The organism is Nakamurella leprariae (assembly GCF_016918035.1).
Classification (GTDB): Bacteria; Actinomycetota; Actinomycetes; order Mycobacteriales; family Nakamurellaceae; genus Nakamurella; species Nakamurella leprariae.
The window spans coordinates 352,335-374,980 of record NZ_JAERWK010000010.1 but is presented as its reverse complement, the minus strand read 5'-3'; the positions used below and the strand labels follow the sequence as shown (position 1 = coordinate 374,980).

Below are 22,646 nucleotides of genomic sequence, written 5' to 3'. Positions count from 1 at the left end.
ACTGTTCGTCTGCGAGCACCAGTTCGGCGCGTTCCGGATCATGTTCAGATGAACCGGTGAATCCAGTCATCCACCCTGCAACCACTGCTGAGGCGGCATCAGGACCCCGGGTCGTCCGAGCCGCGCGCGGCACCGCGTTGAGCGCGAAGTCCTGGCAGACCGAAGCGCCGCTCCGCATGCTGATGAACAACCTGGACCCGGAGGTCGCTGAACGCCCGGAGGATCTGGTCGTCTACGGCGGCAGTGGGCGAGCGGCCAGGAACTGGGAGTCGTTCGACGCCATCGCGGCCGCCCTGCGGGTGTTGGAATCCAATGAGACGCTGCTGGTGCAGTCCGGGAAGCCGGTGGGCGTCTTCACCACTCATGAATGGGCACCGCGGGTGCTCATCGCCAATTCCAATCTGGTGGGAGATTGGGCGTCGTGGCCGGAGTTCCGTCGCCTCGAGGCACTGGGTCTGACGATGTACGGCCAGATGACGGCCGGATCGTGGATCTACATCGGCACCCAGGGCATCCTGCAGGGTACCTACGAGACGTTCGCGGCGATCGCCGTCAAGCGTTTCGGCGGTTCCCTGGCGGGCACGTTGACCTTGACCGGCGGAGCGGGTGGCATGGGCGGAGCCCAGCCGCTCGCGGTGACCATGAACGAAGGGGTCGTGCTCATCGTCGATGTCGACGAATCGCGACTGCGGCGTCGTGTCGAGCACAGGTACCTCGACATGGTGGCCGTCGACCTGGACGAGGCGATCTCGCTCGTCACGACGGCGCAGTCCGAGCGCAAGCCGTTGTCGGTGGGTCTGGTGGGCAACGCCGCGACCGTGTTCGCCGAGATCCTCGAGCGCAACCTGCAGGTCGACATCGTGACCGATCAGACCAGCGCTCACGATCCCCTGGCGTACCTGCCCGAAGGGGTGTCGGTGGACGACTGGCGCCAGCTCGCCGAGCAGGACCCCACCAAGTTCACCGCACTGGCCCGGGAGTCGATGGCCAAGCAGGTCGCCGCGATGGTGGGATTCCTGGACCGCGGCGCCGAGGTGTTCGACTACGGCAACTCGTTGCGGGCCGAAGCGGCGGTGGGTGGGTGCAAACGGGCGTTCGACATCCCCGGGTTCGTGCCCGCCTACATCAGGCCGCTGTTCGAGGAGGGCAAGGGACCGTTCCGATGGGTGGCGCTGTCCGGCGACCCGGCGGACATCCGGGCGACCGATCGAGCCGTCGTGGAGCTCTTCCCCGAGAACACCGCGCTGCGACGGTGGATCGAGCAGGCAGGATCGAGCGTGCAGTTCGAGGGCCTGCCCGCACGGATCTGCTGGTTGGGCTACAAGGAGCGCCACGTGGCCGGTCTGAAGTTCAACGAGATGGTGGCCCAAGGGCTGCTCCGAGCGCCGATCGTCATCGGTCGAGACCACCTGGATTCGGGTTCGGTCGCCTCACCGTACCGCGAGACCGAGGGTATGGCTGATGGTTCCGACGCGATCGCGGACTGGCCTGTGCTCAACGCCCTGCTGAACACCGCCTCCGGCGCGACGTGGGTGTCGCTGCATCACGGGGGCGGCGTGGGCATCGGACGGAGCATCCACGCTGGGCAGGTGGTGGTCGCCGATGGGACGACGCTGGCCGCGCAGAAGATCGAGCGGGTGCTGACCAACGATCCGGGCTCCGGGGTGATGCGACACGTCGACGCCGGATACGAACGCGCCGCCGCTGTCGCGCGGGAGCGTGGACTGCAGATCCCGATGCTGGACGGCCGATGACCCCACCCGGTGCCCTGGACGCGCTGGCCGATCTCGACGACCTGGCCGAGGTCGGCCGGGATCGAGACCGGGGCGGCTACTCCCGTCATCTGTGGGACGACGCCGAACTCGAGCTGCGGGAGTGGTTCCGGGCCCGAGCCACGGCGCTCGGCCTGGACGTCGAGCAGGACCGCAACGGCAACCTCTGGGCCTGGTGGGGACAGCCCGGCCCGGGCGCGCTGGTGACCGGCAGCCACCTGGACAGCGTGCCCGGCGGCGGGGCCTTCGACGGCCCGTTGGGCGTGGTGAGCGCACTCGAGGCGGTCGGGCGGCTCCGGCGGTCCGGCGTTCGACCCGAGCGCCCGGTCGCGGTGGTGGCCTTCGCCGAGGAGGAAGGTGCTCGCTTCGGTATCGCCTGCCTGGGGTCGAGGCTGATGACGGGTTCCGTCGACCCGGCCCGCGCTCGAGCGCTCATCGACGGTGACGACGTCACGTTGGAGCAGGCCGGACGCAGGTGCGGATTCGACACCGACGGCCTGGGACCCGATCCGGAGCGCGTCGGCTGGATCGAACAGTTCATCGAGCTGCACATCGAGCAAGGCCGCGGGCTGGTCGACCAGGGCAGCGCGGTGGGTGTTGCCTCCGGGATCCTCGCCCACGGCCGATGGGCGCTGTCGTTCCACGGCCAGGGCAACCACGCCGGGACCACACCGATGTCCGATCGTGACGATCCCATGATCGCCGCGGCCCAGGCGGTGCTGGCCGTGCAACGAGTCGCCGGAGCGACCTCGGACGGGCGGGCCACCGTCGGCCGGATGAGCGTGGTTCCCGGTGGCACCAACGTGATCCCGTCGGAGGTGCGGCTGTGGGTCGACGTGCGATCGGCGACCGATGTCGAGGTCCGCTCGATGGTCGCCGAGATCGCCGCCGAGGTCGGCGCCACGTCGTTCCGGCAGGAATCCTGGTCAGGCGCAGTGACGTTCGATCCTGACCTCGCGGCACGGGTCGCGGGCGTCCTCGGTGACGTCCCGATACTGCCGACCGGTGCGGGCCACGATGCCGGCGTGTTGTCCGAGTCGTTGCCGACCGCGATGGTGTTCGTCCGCAATCCGAGTGGGATCTCCCACGCGCCTGGGGAGTTCGCGGAAGCGGCGGACTGCGCGGCGGGGGTGGCGGCGTTGGAGACGGCGCTGAGAGATCTGCTCCGGTGAGCACCATGCACCCCGGCCCGAGTCAGCGGCGGCTCTCGTGACGGTGCTCCTGACCGGCGTGGGCGAGCTCACCACCAACGACCCGGACCTCGGCCGCCTCCGCGACGCGGCCGTGGTCTTCGACGAGCGCAGCATCCTGTGGGTCGGTCCCGCCGATCGTGCGCCGGCCGCGGACACCATGGTCGACGTCGCGGGTCGCGCCGTGCTGCCCGGTTGGGTGGACGCGCACACCCACCTGGTCTTCCAGGGTTCGCGCGCGGCCGAGTTCGAGGCCCGGATGGCCGGCCGGCGGTACTCGGCGGGCGGCATCGGGCAGACGGTGGCTGCCACCCGGGCGGCGAGCGAGCGCGAGCTGCGCGCACACGCGACACGCCTGCGGCGGGAGGCCGAGCTCCAGGGCACCACCTTCTTGGAGACCAAGACCGGATACGGGCTCGACATCGACACCGAGCGACGTTGCGCCCAGGTCGCGGCAGCGGTGGCCGATCGCGTGACGTACCTCGGCGCGCACGTCGTCCCGGCCGGGTCGGATCGCCGGGAGTACGTCGACCTGGTCACCGGGCCGATGCTGCAGGCGGTCCGCCCGTACGTCCATGCGGTCGATGTGTTCTGTGAGGAGGGGGCCTTCTCGGTCGAGGAAAGTCGGGAGGTGCTGCAGGCCGGCGCCGACGCCGGCCTCGACCTGCATGTGCACGGCAATCAGCTGGGACCCAGCGGCGGGGTCGGGCTGGCCGTCGAGATGGGGGCGCTCAGCGTCGATCACTGCAACCACCTCGATGATCGGGACATCGACTCGATCGCCGCCTCGAACACCATCGCGGTGTTCCTGCCCGCGTGTGATCTCTCGACCCGTGAGCCGTTCGGCCCGGCTCGCCGGATCCTGGACGCCGGCGGCGCGGTCGCGCTGGCGTCCAACTGCAATCCGGGCAGTTCATTCACCACCTCCATGCCGTTCTGCGTCGCGACCGCCGTGCTGCAGATGCAGCTCACGGTCGAGCAGGCCGTGTTCGCCGCGACCCGCGGCGGTGCGCTCGCGCTCGGCGCCGCGTCGAGCTCTCCGGCGGGCACGATCGCCGTCGGCGCGCGGCCCGACCTGCAGGTGCTGGACGCGCCGAGCGTGGCGCATCTGGCCTACCGGCCCGGGGTGCCGATGACCTGGGCGGTGTGGCGGGCCGGCCGGCAGGTCGTCGAGCCACGACCGGAGGGCGACGGGTCGACCTTCACCGCCGGCGCGGCATAGCCGGGCATCAGGCAGTTCGCCAACAGATCGGTGCCATCACGCGCACCACGTCAGCACGAAGGGACAAGGCGGCATGACGAATCGACAGCAGATCCATCTGGGCTTGATCTCGACCATCTGCGCGGGCGGTACCGCGTGGCGTCATCCGGCGGCCGACCCGGCCGGCGCGACGCAGATCAGCGCCTACGTCCAGGAGGCGCAGCTGGCCGAGCGAGGCCTGTTCGACCTGTACTTCCTGGCCGATTCCTCCGGGCTGCGGACGGACCCACCGGAGCTGTGGAGCCGACGGCCGTTCTTCCACAACGCGTTGGAGCCGATCACCGCACTGGCCGCGGTCGCGACCAGAACCGAACGGATCGGTCTGGGCGGGACCGCGACCACCACCTACTACGAGCCGTACCACATCGCGCGGTTCTTCCAGTCGCTCGATCACATCTCCAACGGCCGATCGGCCTGGAACGCGGTGACCTCCGCGAACGCCTTCATCTCGCTCAACTTCGGCCAGCAGGATCTGCTGGCCCACGGCTCCCGGTACGACCGAGCACGGGAGTTCCTCAAGGCCGTCGACGCGTTCTGGGAGACCTGGGACGAGGACGCCTTCGTCTACGACAAGGCCGAGGGCACCTACTACTCGCCGGACAAGCTGCACCCGGTGTGGTTCCAGGGCGAGCACGTCCAAGTCCTGGGCGGTGGCTTGAACATCGAGCGAGGGCCGCAGGGCAAGCCGGTGATCATCCAGGCCGGTGGCAGCCCGGACGGCCGCCAGCTCGCGGCCGAGTCCGCGGAGGTCGTGTTCAGCGGGGCCAAGACGGTGAGTGAGGGGCGGGCCTACAACGAGGACGTCCGGAGCCGGATGGTCGCCGTGGGTCGGGACCCGGAGGGCATCAAGCTGCTGCCGTCCATCACCGTGGTGGTCGCCGAGACCGCAGCGCAGGCGCAGGAAGATGTCGAACGGATGCGCGGCCTGGCCGACGACGAGACCTCGGCGCTGGCCATGGCGGTCGACCTGGAGGTGGATGTCCGCGGGCTGCCGTTGGACGCGCCGATCCCGCGCGATCTGATCCCTGCCTCCGCCAAGTACCACTCTCAGTTCTTCCAGCAGATCGTCGCCAAGATCGACGCGGAGAACCCGACCCTGCGGGAACTCGCGCGCTGGTACGGCTCCGGGCGGACCGTCCACGGAACCGCGACCACGGTGGTGGACGTGATGGAGGAATGGGTGACCGGAGGGGCGGCCGACGGGTTCATCGTCCACGTCGAGCCGGGCGGACTGCAGAGCTTCGTCGACCTGGTCATTCCAGAGCTCCAGCGACGCGAGATGTATCGCACCGAGTACCGGGGCACCACGCTCCGCGATCACCTGGGTCTGCCGGTGCCGACATCGCGGTCCCTGGCCGACGGCCTGTCGGCGCGGTGAGGCGGTGGCGGTCGGCGGGGACGGTCACCGACCGTCGCGCGGCGACGGGCGGCCGCCGGTGAGCAGGACCAGCGGCCGGGACCATCGGTCGTGGTGGTGCGAACACGCGTGGCTCGGTGGGGACGACGTCCGAGCCGGGGTGCTGGTGACCGCGCGTGGCGGGCGGATCACCGAGGTTCTCGACGACGTGCCGTGTCCCGTCGAGGCTTCGGTGCTGCGCGGACTGGTCGTTCCCGGCCTGGCCAACGCGCACTCGCACCTGTTCCACCGTCTGCTCCGGTCCCACACCCAACGCGGCCACGGCAGCTTCTGGAGCTGGCGCGACGTCATGTACGCGGTGGCGCAGCGAATTTCGCCGGATCAGTACATCGAGCTGGCCGCCGCGGTCTACGCCGAGATGGCGCTGGCGGGCATCACCGTCGTCGGTGAGTTCCACTATCTGCATCACGACGTCGGCGGAAGCAGGTACGTCGAACCGAACGTCATGGGTGTCGCCGTGGCCGAAGGCTCAGCCAGGGCCGGAATCAGACTCACCATGCTCGACACCTGCTACCTGTCCTCGGCGGTCGACGGCTCGCCCCTGAACGATCAGCAACGCCGCTTCGGCGACGGTTCGGGCGAGGCCTGGGCCGAACGGGTGGAGTCGTTGGCGGCCACCTTGGCACATCGTCCGGACGTGCTCGTCGCCGCCGCGGTGCACTCGGTTCGCGGAGTCCCGACCGGTCACCTGGGACCAGTGGTGCGCTGGGCCGAGGCCGCAGGTGCGCCGCTGCACGTGCACTCGTCGGAGCAGATCGCCGAGGTGGAGCAGTGCCTTGCGGTGCACGGGTGCACGCCGACGGCGTTGCTGCGCGATTTCGGTGTGCTGGGTCCCAGGACCACCGCGGTCCACGCGACCCATGTCACCGCCGCCGATGTCGCGGACCTGCACGCCAGTGGGACCGGCGTCTGCTGGTGCCCGACGACCGAGCGCGATCTCGGCGACGGCATCGGACCGGCCAGCGATCTCCTCGCCGACCCCGGATGCACCTTCAGTCTCGGATCGGACAGCCACGCGGTGATCGACCTGTTCGAGGAGGCGCGCGCGGTGGAACTGCACGAGCGACTCCGGTTGGAACGTCGCGGGATCATCCCGGCGGCCCGGATGCTCACCAGCGCCACCGCCGACGGTCACCGTGCCCTGGGCTGGACGGACGCGGGATCGCTGCGCCCCGGGCAGCTGGCCGATCTCGTCGCCATCGATCTTGGATCCGTGCGCACCGCAGGAGGCGGCCCCCGGGTCGAGACCGCCGTCTTCGCCGCGGGCGCAGCGGACGTCACCGATGTCGTGATCGCCGGGCGACAGGTGGTGGCCGACCGGCGGCATCTCACCGTGCCGGACTCCGCCGCACGCCTCGAGGCTCTGACCTCGGAGCTCCTCGGCACGGATGTGCGGTCGTCGGGGAGAGCAGTCACCCCCACCGGGCGTTCGTCGGCCTCGTCACGATGACCGCCGACGTCCGGGCGAGCGCCACGGCGGTCGGTCCCCGGTGCGGGCGGGCGGGCGCCGGTCGACCGACCGACCAGTGCTGAGGGCGCGATGCACACCATCAGGCGGATCGCCGACACCAGGCCGGAGCCGTGGCGCAACGGTGGCGGCACGACCCGGCGGCTGCTGCCGGTCGGCGGTGGGGCCGATGTCGGGTTGCGGCTGAGCGTTGCGGAGCTGCTGCGTGACGGGCCGTTCTCGAGCTTCCCGGACATCGATCGGGTGTTCACCGTGGTGGGTCCCCCGGTCGAGCTGACGATCGACTCCCGGGCGTTCGTCGTGCCCGAGGCGACACCGATCCGTTTCAGCGGCGCTGCTGCCGCTGCCGTCAGGCTGCTCGACGGCCCGACCCGCGCGATCAACGTGATGACCGACCCGACCAGGTACCGGGCGGACGTGCGCACGGTGCGGGTGCACGGACCGGTACCGCCCTGCTCGGCGCTCGTGGTGCTCAGCGGATCGGTGCTGGTCGGCGACGCAACCATCGGTCCGCTGGACGCCATCCTGGCCCCCTCACCCGCGACCGCCGGCGATGCTCACATCCTGGACATCAAGCTTGACGCGGTCGCCGAGTGCCTGGCATGACTGCTGAAGCGCCCCCTGGTGCGCGTCGGCGCCCGCTCGCGCCGCCACCGGCCGGACCGTGATCCGTCGAATCCAGTGCGAGAGACCCCCAGCCAGCTGGCCGCCGACGAACTCACGTTCTTCGACCACTCGGACCAGTACCTGATCAGGCTCGACGCCATCACGTGCGCGTCCTTGCTCGAGCGGTGGGATGGGTCTGACGCCCGGGGAGACCGACACGACCTGGCTGCACAATCACGGCCCGCTGGCGTCGAGCTTCTCCCCCGTCACCCACACGACTACGTACGTGCAGAGCCACGCATCGCCGACGACGTCAACCACGCGATCGCTGCCGCCCGCGGCTTCGTGGAGCCGCTCGATGGGCTCACCGAGGTCTCGATCGCCAAGCACGTGATCTTCGATCACACCAGCTGACCTGATCGACGAAGGGGCGGGCCGCACGAGCGACCCGCCCCTTCTCGTGTGCATGGAGTCAGGACGTCTCGAGCAGTCCCGACTGCACCTCCTCGGTGGCCCGCCGGGCCTGCGTCCAGTGGTTCTCCGGGATCGGCAGCCCGAGGTTGCCGCGCAGGGTGTCGGCCTCGTACTCGGAGCGCACCACGCCCCGCTCCCGCAGGATCGGCAGCACCTCGTCGGTGAACCGGGTGAAGTCGCTCGGCACGGTCACGTGCAGGTTGACCCCGTCGAACGCGCCGGCCTCGAACCACTCCTGGATCCGGTTGGCCACGGCCAGCGGCGTGCCGATGAACGGCGACTTGAACTGGTCCGAGAAGAACTCGACGGTCTGCCGCAGGGTGAGGTTCCGCTCCTTGGCCACTGCCTTGATCCGGTCCGCCTGGGTCTTGAAGCTGCGGTCACCCAGGGAGCCCAGCTCGGGGAACGGCGCATCGAGGTCGTACTGGCTGAAGTCGTGCCACTCGAACGGCCGGCCGAACTGGGCCTGCGTCTTGGAGAAGTCTCGGCCCAGCCGCTCGTAGCGCTCCTGCTCGACCGCCTCGGCCTCGGTGTCGGCGATCCACGTCCTGACCTGCGGCAGGATCAGCAGGTGGTCGGGGTTGCGCCCCTTCGCCGCGGCGCGCGCCCGCATGTCCTGCGCGAAGGCCACCCCGGCCTCGATGGTCGGCGCGAAGGTGAAGATCCCCTCGCCGACGGCCGCGCCGAGATCCCGGCCGCCCTCGGAGTCGCCGGCCTGGAAGATCACCGGCTGGCCCTGCTTGGACCGCTCGATGTTCAGCGGACCCCGGACCTGGAAGAACTGGCCCTTGTGGTCGAGCCGGTGCTGGCGGCTCGGGTCCACGAACTGGCCGGTCTCCCGGTCCCGCGGGAAGGCATCGTCCTCGTAGGAGTTCCACAGGCCCTGGATGACCTTGACGCTCTCCAGCGCGCGGGCGTACCGGGTCTCGTAGTCGTAGTGCTCGGGCAGGCTGTAGTTCGCCGCGGTGCCGCCGTCGCCGGTAGCGACGACGTTCCAGCCGGCCCGGCCGTGGCTGATCAGGTCCAGCGACGCCAGCCGCCGGGCCAGGTTGAACGGCGTGTTGTAGGACGTGGTGAGGGTGCCGACCAGGCCGATGTGGGTGGTCTTCACCGCGACCGCGGACAGCAGGGTTAGCGGCTCGAGCCGGTTGAGGTAGTGGGGCGGCGAGTTCGGGGTGATGAACTGGCTGTCCACGATGAACATCAGGTCGAACTTGGCCGCCTCGGCCTGCTTGGCCAGCTTGATGTACCAGTCGATGTCGACGCTGGCGTCCCCAGGGATCTCCGGGCTGCGCCAGCTGGCGTCGTCACCGGGACCGCCGGTGCCGTAGAGGACGGCGCCGAGCTTGAGCTGACGGCCGGTCGCACTCGTTCGTGGCATGAAATTCCTTCTCGGTGATCAGCGCGGCGTCCGTGCAAGGTGAGGAGCTGGCGAGCAGGACGGACGTACGGGATGGCAAACTGGCTTCAGCTGGCGCAGTGACGGGTGTCAGCGGAGCTCGAACCGGAGGTCAGCGGCGGTGCGACGAAGGGACGGTCAGCAGCTGTACGGGCGACAAAGGGCGCTGCAGACGAGCGCGAAGTCGACCGTCCGCCGTCGGGTCAGGCGAACCTGACGACCAGACGTGGCCAGAGCATGCGGATCGGCCGACAGCGAACGAATCGTGTCGGTCAACGAACTTCGCACGACTTGCACGTATTCATTATGGCACTTGCACGGCTGAGCGGCGGAGGTGCCAGCCGCGACCGGAACGGCGCTACCTGAACCGACACGCCGGGGAGGCGTAGTGATTGCCCGCGGACGCTCTCAGATCCACGCTCATTTCGTGGACGATGCGATTCCCGAGGCGCATGTGCGAGCGGCCGCCCTTGACTGGTTGAACAAGGTAACCTTGGACGGCACGCTCACCGTGACTCGCAGTCAGTTGCGGGACGACTTTCATATTCACGAGGCGCGCTTTCCATTGGTGGACGCCGGCCGCGGGATTCGAAAGCCTCGGGGATGGTCCGCGGCGCTGAGCATCCTCACCCCGGCACCCAAGGGGACGCCGTCGCGCCCGTATGACGACTCGAAGGGTGCCGACGGCCTGCACCGCTACAAACTTCGGAGAGACGAGCGCGGAGCGGCGGAGAACGAGGGGCTACGGTCCGCCATGCTGCAGCAGGTGCCGCTCACTTGGTTCTATGGAATCCGTCCCAGCATATATCAGGCAATCTTTGCCGTCTATCTCGTCGGCGAAGAACCCGATGAAGCTCAATTCATCATGGCGCTCACCGAGGAACAGCGACAGTTCCAGCCGGGAAGTCGGGTCGAGGCAGCACTCCGCCAGTACCTAGTAACGATGACTCACCGCCGCCTGCACCAGCAGGTATTCGCCAGCCAGGTAATGGTTGCCTATCAGACTCGTTGCGCCGTCTGCTCCCTTAACCACCGTGAACTACTGGACGCAGCCCACATTATTCCGGACTCACAGCCGAATGGCGACGCGGTCATCACCAATGCGCTGGCGCTTCGCAAACTCCACCACGCGGCTTATGACCGAAATATTCTAGGCATCCGACCGGACTACACGGTCCAGATCCACCACCGCCTGCTCGGTGAGATCGATGGCCCAATGTTGAGGCACGGACTTCAAGACCATCACGGGCGTCGCCTTATGAAGTTACCAGTGTCGAAACGGGAGCGACCAGACACCGACAGGCTATTGGAACGATACGAAGGCTTTCTGGCAGCCTGATTGCACCTCCCCGAATTGGTCCCGCCGGGCCAGGCCAGGTAAACGACGGTGTCGGCGCGCTCCGCAGCGACAGCGGAAATGTTACGGCATTCCGGGGACGATTGGGGCGTGTCGTCCCCTTCAGCTTGATCCCGCTCGCCGTACTCGCCGATATGCGATACTGACACAGCACTCAACTGCCACGGTGGCACACGTGGGTCCGTGCCGCGCCAATGCCGCTAACCCTGCCGAGCATTGCCACAACCGGCGGGCCCCACAACGAGCCGCGAGACGCACGTGGCTCGTGAAGTACCCGCCAAGCTAGCCGGCAAGATGTGCTTTGTCGCCCGCTCGCCGAGCGACACCGGCGAGATGCCCGGCGGATCTGGATCAGGCTCAATCCGCCGCGGCCATCGTCATCCGCCGCCCTTTGCTGGAACGAACGCTCACTCGAAGCCTGCCCGAGGCCGCCACCATCCGCCGGCTTCTCGCCGGCCCAGATACCGTGCCATGGGGCGCCAAGACCCTTCAGATCAACACTCCGGCGGGTCGTCCGGCTCCGGACCGCATGCCGTACCGCAAAACGCGCGCCCATAGGATGAGCGCATGCGGTACATCGATTCCGGGTCTCGCAACCCGCAAGACGCCCTTGGCACGTGGTTGGGCAGCGAGCTGATCGGAGTTGCGCCCTTGACGGCTCTACGAGTGCAGACAGGCTTCTTCGGATCGCAGATGCTCGGGTACTTCGAAGATGCACTGACGGCTCTCAGACGAACGGACGGGCACACACGGTTGCTCATCGGATCGAACGACGGGCAGACTCGCCGCAGCGCTGTGGCCGACCTGCTCGCCGTTGTCGGTCACCCGCGCGATGGACTGCGCGTCGGGGTCGTCAGCTTCCAGTCGGGCTTCTTCCATCCGAAGGTATTTCACATCCAGAGATTCGACGGATCATCGACCGCGTATGTCGGCTCGGCGAATCTCACGGTGCCCGGCACGACGTCCTTGCACGTCGAGGCCGGGGTCATCCTCGATGACCGGAAGGGGGATCCGACGGACGTGCTCGAGTCGATCTCCGCAGCGATCGACGTCTGGTTCTCCACGAAGCGGCCGGGCCTTTACGACGTCGTCGACGACGCTGACCTCGACGCGCTCGTGGAGGCGAGGGTGCTCGGTGTCGTCCCGCCGCCCCGTCCGCCGCGGACCGTGCGACCTGTCGAGTCCGACGGCACAGGCACGACGCCCTCGCATTCCCTCAAGCCGCTCGTCGCTGCACCGCCAGTGCGGCACTCTCTGGCCCAGACTGCTGCACTACGAGCAACTCAGCCCACCAATGACACCACTGCCGATACGCCTGCGATCCCACCGGTGACGCCGGCTCCACCGTCGAAGCTGGCTGCCGCGAAGCACTGGGGCAAGAAGCTGTCCGACTCGGACGCACAGCGTAAGAAGACGGGCAACCAGCGAGGGGCGATCACACTGGTGCAGGGCGACTACAAGGGCGAGATCGATCAGACCACGTACTTCCGCAACGACCTGTTCGGGCAGCAGACGTGGGTGCCGACTTCCGCCAGGACCGGCCAGCCGATAGAAGTGGCCACGGTGCCGATGAACGTCACCATCGACGGTGTTTACCACGGCATCCTCGACTTCGAGGTGACCAACGGTTCGAGCCGGCAGGCAGGCCAGAACAACTACACGGCCGAGCTGCACATCGAGCCCATCGGCTCCATCCTCCGGCAGACCAATATCGCGCGCAAGCACCTCGACATCACGCTCGACAACGACGGCACGTTCTGGCTCACTATCGCGTAGTCAGACCACCCTGCTCTTGGCTCGCCCGTTTCGCCGATCGCGCAGCGTGGCCCAAACCTCTCGCGCAATCGAGACCTCCTGCAGCGTGAAGTCGAGACCGTCAATGAGGACGGCCCGATCGACGGCGTCAAGAGCATCCTCGATACGTTTCGCACGGACGAGCTCGTCAACCTTCTGGACTAGGTCGTCGGTCACGAGTTCCGGGTCGGGAACGCGGAGTTCCTCGGCCTCGCTGGGTTCGAGCTCGAGAATGCCGCCTCCGTAGCTTCGCCCGACGACCTCGCTCATCGCGAAGGTAATCGAGTTGAAGGAGGCCGTGGCCAAGCGTGCCGCGCTGACGCCATCGACCATCCGCATTCGATGAACGGTGTCGGTGCTTGTCGCCGTCGTCTCGTTGGCGACGACCCGCGGGTGCGTGTGGATCTGACGGAACATGAAGGCGTCGGCCTCCCAGATCGACGGCACGACCCACCACTCTTTCCGGATGCGGCACTTGTACCCGCTGTGCACACCCTGGGATTCGCCCAGCGACACGTACTCGCGCAGCCCGATGTGCTTGCCCAGGTGAACTCCCCGCGCGTCCAGCAGCGCCGTCCTGCCCACCGCAGTGCGATGATCCTGGTCCGTGTAAACGATGCCGCTCAGCTGGGCAGACCGAGCGACCAGCGGGATTGTCAAGTTGCTCACTCGGTGCTCGTCGGCCTCGTCCGGCGTCATCACGAAGAACGAGTTCCGTCCGGTCACAACGCCGACGTCCACCGACGCGAACGCCGCCATCGGACGCAGCCGCGCGTCGGCGCGCAGCGCTCGGACAGCCGTCACCCGCTCGGGCTCAAGGAAGTACTTGGTCCACTTCTCCTTCTCGTGGAGCGGTGCGCGCACGTGCGCGGTCCCGATCTCGAGATCGCCCAACGAGGCCGCGTCGTCGATCTCCACCACCTGGATGCGGGCCGGCCCGCTTCCCTTTACGGCCAGCAGGAGGACCACCTCCTGCAGGATGCCGGGGAACACGAGTCGCTTGAAGGTGACAACGTTCACTTCGGCGCAATTGTCGATGAGGTACCGCCGCAGTTCGGCCGCGTACCCGACCTGCATCAGCTCGGCCGGGATTACCAGGCCGATGCGGCCGCCCTCGCGGCAGGCGACCATCGAAGCCACCACGAAGGGCACCCAGGCATTCGTGAGCTTGTTCGGACTCAGCCCGACCGACCGCATGAAGTCGAGAGCGTCGCTCCGGGTCGGCTCCGACCAGTTGCCAAAGCGGATGTAGGGCGGGTTGCCAGCCACGCCGTCGAAGACACCGTGCTTCTCGTCGTCGAACCACTCGAAGAAGTCTCCGACGACGACGTCCACGCCGGTCCGAGCCATGGCCATCGCTGCCTCGTCGGGAAACAGCTCGACGCCGTGGACGTCGTCGGACAGCCTGGTCAGGGCCTCGAGTATGTTTCCATCCCCGCAGGACGGCTCTAGGAGGCGGTTGCCGGCAACGCCGACCCATTCGGCCACGAACGCGGCGATCGGGGCCGGGGTGTAGTAGCCGCCGCGGAGCTTCTCGTCCGTCGGGATCGCCTTTGCTCCGAAGATGGTCATGGAGTGTCCCTGACGGTCGAGTACATCGCACTAGTGTACTTGGAACTGAACTTCGAAGTCTAGGATGCTATACACGTTTGCACATGCGACTGTACGATCGTTGCTATGTCCGTTGTTGCGCGCGCCGAGCGGAAGGCGGTCCTGCTGAAGCAGGCCGTCGATCTCGTCGATCGCCTGCGCGAGAACGAGGCGGAGCGCGACGAACTGCTGGGGCGGCGCGACGGCAGCTGTCGCGAACTCAGGGCCGCCGGCGCGTCGATCAAGGAACTGCAGGAGGCGTTCGGGATGAGCCGCAGCCGTATCCAACAGATCCTCAGCGAAGGGCACGGCCGACCGCCGGAACCCTGACCGCATTCCACGGCCGTCGTCGTTCGTACCATCGCGGCCAGCATGCCCACTGGCACCGACACTCCCGCGAATCCAGGATGCACCTCGTCGGATCGTGGGTTCCGGCGCACGCATTTTCGGCTCGCCCCTAAGCGACTTTGACAAGTTTGACCTGCCAAATTGCTGACAACAAAGGCGTATCAACCTACACCGCTCTGAGGTTGGCTCGGCTCGGCGTTCGCCTGTGCGCTTCGCCCTCGATGGCAAAGGTGACTAGACCAAGCATAAGGTCGCGAACGTCCTGGGCGCGCACGTCGAGTGTGCGAGCAATGTCAATGAAGCTTTTGCCCTGGGAGCGCACGTCTGTCATTACCTGCGTGAGCAGGCTAGAGCTTTCGGGGAGCAGGTTTGAGCCCGGCTCGCCACGCCGGAAGCCTGCACTGGAGAGCTGTCTTGCCAGCGTGCTGTATGTCCAGTCAGAGATCACGCCCAGTCTGTGAGAACGAAGGTTCAGCGCCATCGCACTGACGCGCCACCGTCGCTTGAGGATCAGGATGTCCTCAAGCATGAGGTTGCCCCGGATCGAGCCGAGGACGTCAGCGCGTGGCATCAAAAAGGCTGACGCGAAGTCGTTGGCGGCCTGCTCCTTCTCCTTTCCAGGCTCGACACTCAGCGAGCCGCCATGCATGACCAAGTGCCCCACCTCGTGGGCGAGGTCGAACCGCAGACGCTCGGCAGACTTATGCACGTTAAGGAAAATCACCGGCGTCGCCCCATGCCGGAACGAGAACGCATCGATCGCCTGGAGCGGCCCACCGGCTGAGTAAATCTTCGCACCCTTGGACTCGAGGAGCTGCAGCATGTTCTTGATCGGCGCCACACCAAGCCCCCACGCGCCGCGCAGCGCCTCCGCAGCCTGCTCAGCCGGAAGCACCTCGTCGGCATCGAGCAGGTCCTGGAGCTCTGGAACCGCCGGCGCGGGAGCTTGGTAGGTCGCTTCGATCCAATCCGATAGTTCAATGGCCAGCGCAGAGAGCGATCGAGCGGTCCGCTCATCCCTCTTCGCCAACCGTGAGGTAGCCCGGAAGTGGAACGCATCCGTGGGCGGCAGTGCTTTGACGGGGCGGTAGAAGAAGTCGACTGGTAGGTCCAAGGCGCGCGCGAACTCGTGGATCAGCTCGGGGCTGGGCGTTCGTTTCAAGTTCTCTACTTGAGAGATCCACGGCGAGGTGACCCCTACCTCAGCCGCGAGAGCGGTGGCCGTCATCTGCCGAATGGCGCGCGCCATGTCCAGGCGCGCGGGAACGAAGGTGTTGCTCATCGGGTAAAACCTTAGTCTTAGCGTCGGGCGATCTTGAACGAGAATCCCTCGTCGTCGGTGCCTTCTTCGAAGGTGAATGAACCGAGTGTCAGATCGAAGGCCGGAAATATGATTCGCTCGGACCAGCTGCTCACGAAACTGCCGAGCCGTCCGACTGGCCGCGAAAGTTCCAAGTGGACGAGGCCGTCACGCTCGTCGTAGAGAAGAATCCGGACGTCGTCGACGTTCACCTCACCCTCGCCTGTCGGCTGGCCAAACATCGCAACCGCACCGTTCTCGTCAATACGGCGAGCGAAGGCGCTTCCCTTAGGGTTCTTGGTGGTCGGGCTGCCGTAGGTGACGCCGGTGAAGGCGTTGCCGCTGCTGACGATGAGCCCGAGGTTGAGCTCAGGTTGCAGGAAATAAGGGAGGTTTTCCGGGTCGAACCGCTGCCACCCCTGCTGCAGGAGCATCAGCCCCTCGTGCACCGTCTCGATGGTGCGCGCCCAGCGCGTGAATTCTGGGGCAGACTTTGGGGCAGCAGGGCCAAAGGTACGGCTCTCCGCTGCCGCGACGGCCACCGCCCGCTCGAACACGGTGCACTCGAGTCGCATGGGCGCGAGCAGGCGCGCCAAAGCCTCGCGGGTCTTTGGGGTATGGATCGCCATAACTGTCCCTTCTCGCTACGACGCCGACATCGGAACCATAGCAGGAGGAGTGAAAGAACGGGCACATGAAGTTAGGACGTGTCGCGGGGATAGCGACCTCGATCCATCCACTGAGCGCCGCCCGTCGCACACGCTTCGGCAAGAGTGCGACCTGCCGTCCGGTAGCGCAGCCAGGAACCGGACTGCGGACGACCGGTGAGCGGGTCTCGGTCTGACGCATCGGACGTGCGATCTTCGAATGGATGGACAGCCGTTACTACCCCATGGCGCCCGGCACGTCTACATTGGCAACGTCAGCCCCGGCTGCCTTCAAGGCCCTCCGGATCGCACACCGTCGCAGCGACGCGATCAATGCACAAGCGTGTCTCGAGAACCGGGTCAGAATCCCAAGACGGCATACGTTCGCCGCCGCGGGTCTCGCAGCAGCTGAATGCGACTTGGGAGGTTCTCACGCCAGATGCGGCCCGCAACGCCACCAGCCGCGGCCGCGCTTCGGAGGCCCAGGAACTCGGAAGACCGCCCTAATGGGGATTGGCCAAACTACTCGAACCCGTGACTTGACCCGCCAAGCGTCCAAGAAAACACCGCTTGCAGTCAGCCTGTCATGGTGGAGCTGCGGGGAATCGAACCCCGGACCTCTTCGATGCGAACGAAGCGCGCTACCAACTGCGCTACAGCCCCTCGGCCCCCGACCTGCGTCGGAAGCCGTGTGGAACTCTACCAGCGCTCGGCCCCCGCCACGACCACCGGCGCCCCGCCGAGCCGGCCAAAACCCCGAGGCCCAACCGAGCACAGACCGGAGAACGCCGAAGGGCCCGGCCAAGAGGCCGAGCCCTTCGAGTCGAGCACCGCTCAGACGGTCACTGACCGACCGCCCGCCGGTACTCGGTCGGGTCGTAGTACTCCAGGTCATCGAAGGCCGGGTCGTCGTCGTCCAGATCGACGATCTGCCGGGTGCGGTGCAGCCGGGCCGCCGGGCGGGCCGCGCCAGCGTCCTCGTCGCGGGCCACCGCGACCGGGCGCGGGGCGTACTCGGGCTCGGCCACGTACGCCTCGTCCTCGGTCTGGAACTCGGGCCGGATCTGCCTGGCCCGCTGCAGGCGGGCCAGGCGGCGCTGGCGGATGGACTCCTCGATCTTCACCTGACGCCGCAGGTAGACCATGTAGGCCACCAACAGCAGGCCGGCGATCGCCGCGCCCGCCCACAGCACCGACGCCACCACCGCGGCCAGCACCGCGAACAGCACCGTCGCCACCAGCAGGCTCAGCGCGACCTTGCGGCGCTGCGCGTACTTGTAGGCCTTGGCCGCCGCGGCCGCCTCCGGGTCGAACCCACCCCGGCCGGCGCGACGCGGCACCGGACGCAGCCGGTCGTCCTCGGCCGCGGTGTAGGCGGCCCCGGCCCGGCCGGTCTCGAACTCGGTCAGGTCGTTGTGATCCTCATCGGCCAGCCGCGGGGCCGCCGGGCCCGGGCGCTCGGCCTCGTCGTACCACTGCTCAGTCGACACAGTCGCGGCCTCGTCCTGGTGCACCGACGGATCGTAGGGGTGCGAGCCGTGCGCCTCGACCGGCTGGAACTCCGGCACGTATTGCGCGTACCCGGCTCGCTCCGCCTCGAGGCGCTCCTGCTCGGCGCGCAGCTCGGTCTCGTCCGGCCCGATGGCCTCGCCGCGGCGGGTCCAGTTGAACCAGTTCGAGCGGCCCGGGCGAGCCCGCCGGATGGCGTGCTCCTCAGGTTCCGAGTCGGCAGCGTCGACCTCGTCCTGCGCCTCGTACTCGGACGCAGAAGTCTGGGGCCGGCGCTGCGAGGCCGTAGCCTGCACCGCCTCCCATTCCTCCGCTGCGTCCGCGGGGTGGGACGAACTGCCGACGGTCACCAGGGCCTCCTCGTTGCTGAACGCTTCGTGATCACCGGATCCGCGCCGGGCCGGCGAGCTGCCGACCGCACGACGACGCCGCGAAGGAGTGGTCAACTCCCCCGTGGTCGAGCGCTGCAGCACGCGGAACCCACGGCCCTCCGATCGCACCCGCGGCACCCGATCGCGTGACTTGGCCACCATCGGGACCAACACCACCAACCAGGCGATCACCAGTACGACCACGATGAGCGAAGTCGGGACGTTCACGGGCTCGGCCTCCACTCATCCTGGATCGGACGACGGGTTCCCCCACCTGGGGCAATCCGGTGGAGCGAGGCTAACCGGGTGGGTGAACGCACCCTCGACGACACGCCGTCATGTCTCAACCTCCACTTGAGGTCTGTCGGATTCGCGCCCACCGGGCGAGCAGCTGCTCCAGCCCACCAGGCAGTTCCTCGCGAGTCATGGCGTACAGCAGGTGGTCTCGCCAGGCCCCGTCGATGTCCAGGTACCGCTGGAGCAGACCCTCCTGGCGGAACCCCAGATGGGTCACCACCGCGCGGCTGGCCATGTTCTCCGGCGCGATGGTCGCCTCCACCCGGTGCAGCCCCACTGCGTCGAACGCGTGGGCCAGCGTCAACGCCACCGCCGCCGTGGCCACCCCACGTCCCTGCAGCCGTGAGTCGACCCAGTAGCCCACCCAGCCCGACAGCACCGCGCCGCGCTGGATGCCGCCGAGGGTCACCTGACCGGCGAACACGCCGTCCACGGTGATCACGAATGGGACCGCCTCACCCCGGCGGGCGCCGGCGGTGAGCAGCGCCCGGTGCGATCGCCACATCGGTGCGGCGTGCCGCTGTACCCAGGTCATCCCGCTGCTGGCGTCCCACGGCTCGATGACCGCGCGGTCCCGCAGCCGGATCTCCCGCCAGGCCCGGCCGTCCGACCGGCGCAGCGGCCGCAGCCGCACCACGCTCCCGGAGGTCGCACCGGGACCACGCGCGGGCAGGTGCAGCGGACCCAGCTCGACCGGCCAGCCCGGATGCCGCAGCGATCCCCCGAGCGCCACCCCGACCGGCCCCATCCGCAGCCCGCCCCTTCCGCTCCCCCGGCGAGCCGCCCGACCCGCGTCCCGGAACCCGAACTATGCCCGCTGGGCCAGGAACGACACCGTCACCTCGGAGCCCACCGGCACCGTCGAGGTCTTCTCGTCGATGAGCACCAGGCAGTTCGCCTCGGCCAGCGACGCCAGCAGGTGGGTCCCGCTCCCACCGAGGATGTGCACGAGGAACTGGTCCCGCTCGTCGCGCAGCAGCTGACCGCGCAGGAACTGCCGGCGCCCCACCGGCGACTCGAACGACTCCAGCGTCCGGGCGGTCACCGTGCGGCGGTACGGGTTGCGGCGGCCGAGCATCACCCGCAGCGCCGGCCGCACCATCACCTCGAACACCACCAACGCCGACACCGGATTGCTGGGCAGCAGGAACACCGGCACCTTGTCCCGGCCGAGCAGCCCGAACGCCTGCGCCGACCCCGGCTGCATGGCCACCCGGGTGAAGTCCAGCTCGCCCAGCTCCGAGATGGTCTCGGCCACCACGTCGGCTGCGTGCCCGCCGACCGCACCGGCCAGCACCACCGCCTCGGACACCAGCAGCCGCGCCTCGATCAGCTCCAGCAACCGGCGCGGATCGCCCGGCGCGATGCCCACCCGGGTCACGTCGGCGCCCGCATCGCGGGCGGCCGCGGCCAGCGCGAACGAGTTGACGTCGGTGACCTGACCGGGGCCGGGCGAGCGGGAGACGTCGACGAGTTCCTCGCCGAAGCTGATCACCGACACCCGCGGCCGCGGATGCACCAGCACCTTGTCCTTGCCGACCGCGGCGAGCAGGCCGACCTGGGCGGCCCCGATGAAGGCGCCGGAGCGGACGGCGATGTCGCCGGGCAGCACGTCCTCCCCGGTGCGTCGCACGTACTGCCCGGAGGCGACCGAGCGGGTCACCGTCACCCGGGCCGCGCTGCCCTGCGCCTCGCCCAGCGGCACCACCGCGTCGGCGACCGTCGGCAGCGGCGCACCGGTCCGGACGAACACCGCCTGCTGCGGCTGCAGCCGGTGCGGGGTGCGGGAGCCGGGTTCCAGCTCGCCCACCACCGGGAACGTCAGCGGCCGGACCGGGGACGCACCGGCCACGTCGACCGAGCGGACCGCGAAACCGTCCACCGCGGCCTGGTCGAACGACGGCAACGCCGCCGAGGCCACGACCTCCTCGGCGCACAGCAGGCCCTGCGCCTCGGAGATGGCCACCCGCACCGGCGGCGGCATGACCACGCCGGACAGGACCCGTTCCAGCTGCTCGGTGACCGACCGCATCAGCCGATCCCTCCGGCCGACGCCGCCGTGATCCCGGGGAGCGGCCGGTCCCTGCACCAGCCGGCGACGAGCGCGGCGCACCTGGTGCGGCGTGTCTGCGCGTTCATGGACGTTCACGCTAGCGGGTGGCGCCGCCCCGAACGGCGAGCACGGCCGCAGGAGGCGGTGATCATCACGCCGGAGGCCGACTTGTTCGATCACGCGTTCGACCAGCCCGCAGACCGCGCGAACCGGCCATGTCGCTGGTTCGTCACCGCAGGTACGTTCTCGCCCGTGACCCCCGATCGGCCCAACGGCGACGGTCCCGACCGAACCGGCCAGTCGGCGACCAGTTCGGTCCCGGACGCCAAGGCGGCGCTGCGTCGCGAGCTGCTGGACCGCCGGCGGTCCCGACCCGACGCCGAGCGACAGGCCGCGCGGGAGGCGGTCGGCGGACACGTCACCGCCCTGGCCGACACGCTCACCGTCGCCCGCAACGCCGCGATCACGGTGGCCGCCTTCCTACCCCTGCCCACCGAGCCGCTCGACCCGGTCGCGCTGCCCGCGCTGGCCGCCCGCGGGGTGCGGGTGCTGGTGCCCGCCGTGACCGGGGCGTCCCCGCTGGACTGGGTGCAGTACCGATCCGCTGCCACGACGGTCGGCGAGCACGGCATCGAAGAACCGGCAGGCCCGCGGCTCGGACCGGACGCCATCGGCACCGTGCACCTGGTGCTGGTGCCGGCACTGGCGGTCGACCGCACCGGGCACCGGCTCGGCCGCGGTGGCGGGCACTACGACCGGACGCTGGCCCTGCTCGACACCGTCGGCACCATCAGTCCCCCGCCGCCGCTGCTCGCCGTGGTGTTCGACGACGAGGTGCTCGACGCGCTGCCGGCCGATCCGCTCGACCACCCGGTCACGCACGTGGTCACCCCGCGCGGCGGGGTGCGGGCGGTCGGGTCCGCGTCGTGACGGAAGCACCGCACGGCCACTACGTCGCTCTGGGCAGTTCGTTCGCCGCCGGTCCGGGCATCCGGCCGCGGGAGTCCGGCAGCCCGCGCCGGGCCGGTCGGTCCAGCGCCAACGCCGCCCATCTCGTCGCCGCCCGGTTGGGCGTGCCGCTCACCGACGTCAGCTGCTCCGGGGCCACCGCCGCCCAGCTGGTCGACGGCGGCCCGGGCATGCCCGCGCAGGTCGAGGCGGTGAGTTCGGCGACCTCGCTGGTCACCGTGACCGCCGGCGGGAACGACGTCGGGTACATCGGCGGGCTGATCATGGCCAGCCTGCCGCGGCCGCTGCGGGCCTGGGCGCAGTGGCGGGCCCGGCGGACGGCGGTCGAACCGCTGGAGAACCGGTTCGCGCGGCTGCCCGCCACCCTCGACCGGCTGCTCGGCACGATCACCGACCGCGCGCCGCAGGCCACCGTGGTGGTCGTCGACTACCTCACCGTGCTGCCCCCGGCCGGCGTGCCCGCGCCCCCGCTGCCGGACGAGGTCGCCGACCAGGCCCGGAAGACCGCAGACCGACTGGCGGCCGAGACGGCCGCGGCGGCGGAGCGCCACGGCTGCCTGCTGGTCCGTGCCTCGGCCGTCAGCGCCGACCACCATGCCTGGTCGGCGCATCCGTGGACCACCGGGTTCTCCCTCGGCCGACGGTCCGCCGCGCCCTACCACCCGAACGCCGACGGGATGCGGGCCATCGCCGAGCTGGTCGTCGATGCCGTGCAGGACACCGGATCGGCCGACTGAGGCCTCGCCCGAGGAGTGTGACCAGGCCGCTGACCAGCGTGGTTGCGTCCGGGTCGGCCCGCGTCGCATCATCGGTTCTGGCAGTCG

19 protein-coding genes and 1 tRNA gene are annotated in these 22,646 nt (G+C 68.9%); 12 read left to right on the top strand and 8 right to left on the bottom strand.

Features of this window, described 5'->3' with window-relative positions:
- Positions 1-56 precede the first annotated feature (56 nt).
- The 7 genes from hutU (at position 57) to JL106_RS09300 (ending at position 8,128) form a co-directional block, all read left to right on the top strand.
- A complete protein-coding gene (gene hutU / locus JL106_RS09330) occupies positions 57-1,754 on the top strand; it encodes a urocanate hydratase (protein WP_328841883.1) in 1,698 nt (565 codons plus the stop codon).
- On the top strand, positions 1,751-2,944 hold the full coding sequence (locus tag JL106_RS09325; protein WP_205260405.1) for an allantoate amidohydrolase: 1,194 nt from the start codon (positions 1,751-1,753) through the stop codon (positions 2,942-2,944). The genes hutU and JL106_RS09325 overlap by 4 nt, the downstream gene beginning before the upstream one ends.
- A gap of 37 nt (positions 2,945-2,981) precedes the next feature.
- Positions 2,982-4,184 (top strand): imidazolonepropionase, encoded by a 1,203-nt coding sequence (gene hutI, locus JL106_RS09320; protein ID WP_205260404.1) that lies wholly within the window; start codon positions 2,982-2,984, stop codon positions 4,182-4,184.
- A 73-nt stretch (positions 4,185-4,257) separates the two neighbouring features.
- Positions 4,258-5,601 carry an NtaA/DmoA family FMN-dependent monooxygenase gene (locus tag JL106_RS09315; protein ID WP_205260403.1) on the top strand — a complete coding sequence of 448 codons (1,344 nt, stop codon included), beginning with the start codon at positions 4,258-4,260 and terminating at the stop codon, positions 5,599-5,601.
- 58 nt (positions 5,602-5,659) lie between these two features.
- Positions 5,660-7,090, top strand: a complete 1,431-nt coding sequence (locus tag JL106_RS09310; RefSeq protein ID WP_205260402.1) for a formimidoylglutamate deiminase — start codon at positions 5,660-5,662, stop codon at positions 7,088-7,090.
- A 90-nt stretch (positions 7,091-7,180) separates the two neighbouring features.
- Positions 7,181-7,714: a HutD/Ves family protein gene (locus JL106_RS09305; RefSeq protein WP_205260401.1), complete on the top strand. Its 534-nt coding sequence runs from the start codon at positions 7,181-7,183 to the stop codon at positions 7,712-7,714.
- Positions 7,715-7,732: 18 nt separating this feature from the next.
- Entirely contained in the window at positions 7,733-8,128 is a 396-nt protein-coding gene (locus JL106_RS09300) for a hypothetical protein (protein WP_205260400.1), read from the top strand.
- A 58-nt stretch (positions 8,129-8,186) separates the two neighbouring features.
- Here the strand turns inward: JL106_RS09300 and JL106_RS09295 are convergent, their stop codons facing one another.
- On the bottom strand, positions 8,187-9,569 hold the full coding sequence (locus JL106_RS09295; protein WP_205260399.1) for an NtaA/DmoA family FMN-dependent monooxygenase: 1,383 nt from the start codon (positions 9,567-9,569) through the stop codon (positions 8,187-8,189).
- Between the two features lie 445 nt (positions 9,570-10,014).
- Here JL106_RS09295 and JL106_RS22000 point away from each other — a divergent pair, with 445 nt between their 5' ends.
- Positions 10,015-10,926, top strand: coding sequence for an HNH endonuclease (locus JL106_RS22000; RefSeq protein WP_205260398.1), 912 nt, complete (start codon positions 10,015-10,017; stop codon positions 10,924-10,926).
- A gap of 585 nt (positions 10,927-11,511) precedes the next feature.
- Positions 11,512-12,720, top strand: a complete 1,209-nt coding sequence (locus JL106_RS09285) for a phospholipase D family protein (RefSeq protein ID WP_205260397.1) — start codon at positions 11,512-11,514, stop codon at positions 12,718-12,720.
- Here the strand turns inward: JL106_RS09285 and JL106_RS09280 are convergent, their stop codons facing one another.
- Positions 12,721-14,310: an Eco57I restriction-modification methylase domain-containing protein gene (locus JL106_RS09280; protein ID WP_205260396.1), complete on the bottom strand. Its 1,590-nt coding sequence runs from the start codon at positions 14,308-14,310 to the stop codon at positions 12,721-12,723. It lies immediately after the preceding gene.
- Positions 14,311-14,415: 105 nt separating this feature from the next.
- Between JL106_RS09280 and JL106_RS09275 the strand changes: the two genes are divergently transcribed.
- The gene (locus JL106_RS09275) at positions 14,416-14,658 is read left to right on the top strand and encodes a hypothetical protein (protein WP_205260395.1); all 243 of its coding nucleotides are present in this window, start codon (positions 14,416-14,418) and stop codon (positions 14,656-14,658) included.
- A 184-nt stretch (positions 14,659-14,842) separates the two neighbouring features.
- Here the strand turns inward: JL106_RS09275 and JL106_RS09270 are convergent, their stop codons facing one another.
- From JL106_RS09270 to glp, 6 genes are all read right to left on the bottom strand, one after another.
- A complete protein-coding gene (locus JL106_RS09270) occupies positions 14,843-15,958 on the bottom strand; it encodes an ImmA/IrrE family metallo-endopeptidase (RefSeq protein WP_205260394.1) in 1,116 nt (371 codons plus the stop codon).
- A 17-nt stretch (positions 15,959-15,975) separates the two neighbouring features.
- Complete coding sequence (locus JL106_RS09265; protein WP_205260393.1) at positions 15,976-16,605, bottom strand: hypothetical protein; 630 nt, start codon at positions 16,603-16,605, stop codon at positions 15,976-15,978.
- 605 nt (positions 16,606-17,210) lie between these two features.
- Positions 17,211-17,286 (bottom strand) — tRNA-Ala (locus JL106_RS09260).
- A 179-nt stretch (positions 17,287-17,465) separates the two neighbouring features.
- Positions 17,466-18,731: a divisome protein SepX/GlpR gene (gene sepX, locus JL106_RS09255; RefSeq protein WP_205260392.1), complete on the bottom strand. Its 1,266-nt coding sequence runs from the start codon at positions 18,729-18,731 to the stop codon at positions 17,466-17,468.
- A gap of 115 nt (positions 18,732-18,846) precedes the next feature.
- On the bottom strand, positions 18,847-19,548 hold the full coding sequence (locus JL106_RS09250) for a GNAT family N-acetyltransferase (protein WP_205260391.1): 702 nt from the start codon (positions 19,546-19,548) through the stop codon (positions 18,847-18,849).
- Between the two features lie 60 nt (positions 19,549-19,608).
- Positions 19,609-20,832, bottom strand: coding sequence for a molybdotransferase-like divisome protein Glp (gene glp, locus JL106_RS09245; RefSeq protein WP_205260390.1), 1,224 nt, complete (start codon positions 20,830-20,832; stop codon positions 19,609-19,611).
- 273 nt (positions 20,833-21,105) lie between these two features.
- Between glp and JL106_RS09240 the strand changes: the two genes are divergently transcribed.
- Both JL106_RS09240 and JL106_RS09235 read left to right on the top strand, forming a co-directional pair.
- Positions 21,106-21,783 (top strand): 5-formyltetrahydrofolate cyclo-ligase, encoded by a 678-nt coding sequence (locus JL106_RS09240; protein ID WP_205260389.1) that lies wholly within the window; start codon positions 21,106-21,108, stop codon positions 21,781-21,783.
- Entirely contained in the window at positions 21,780-22,559 is a 780-nt protein-coding gene (locus JL106_RS09235; RefSeq protein WP_205260388.1) for an SGNH/GDSL hydrolase family protein, read from the top strand. Before JL106_RS09240 ends, JL106_RS09235 begins: the two co-directional genes overlap by 4 nt.
- The last annotated feature ends 87 nt before the right edge of the window (positions 22,560-22,646 follow it).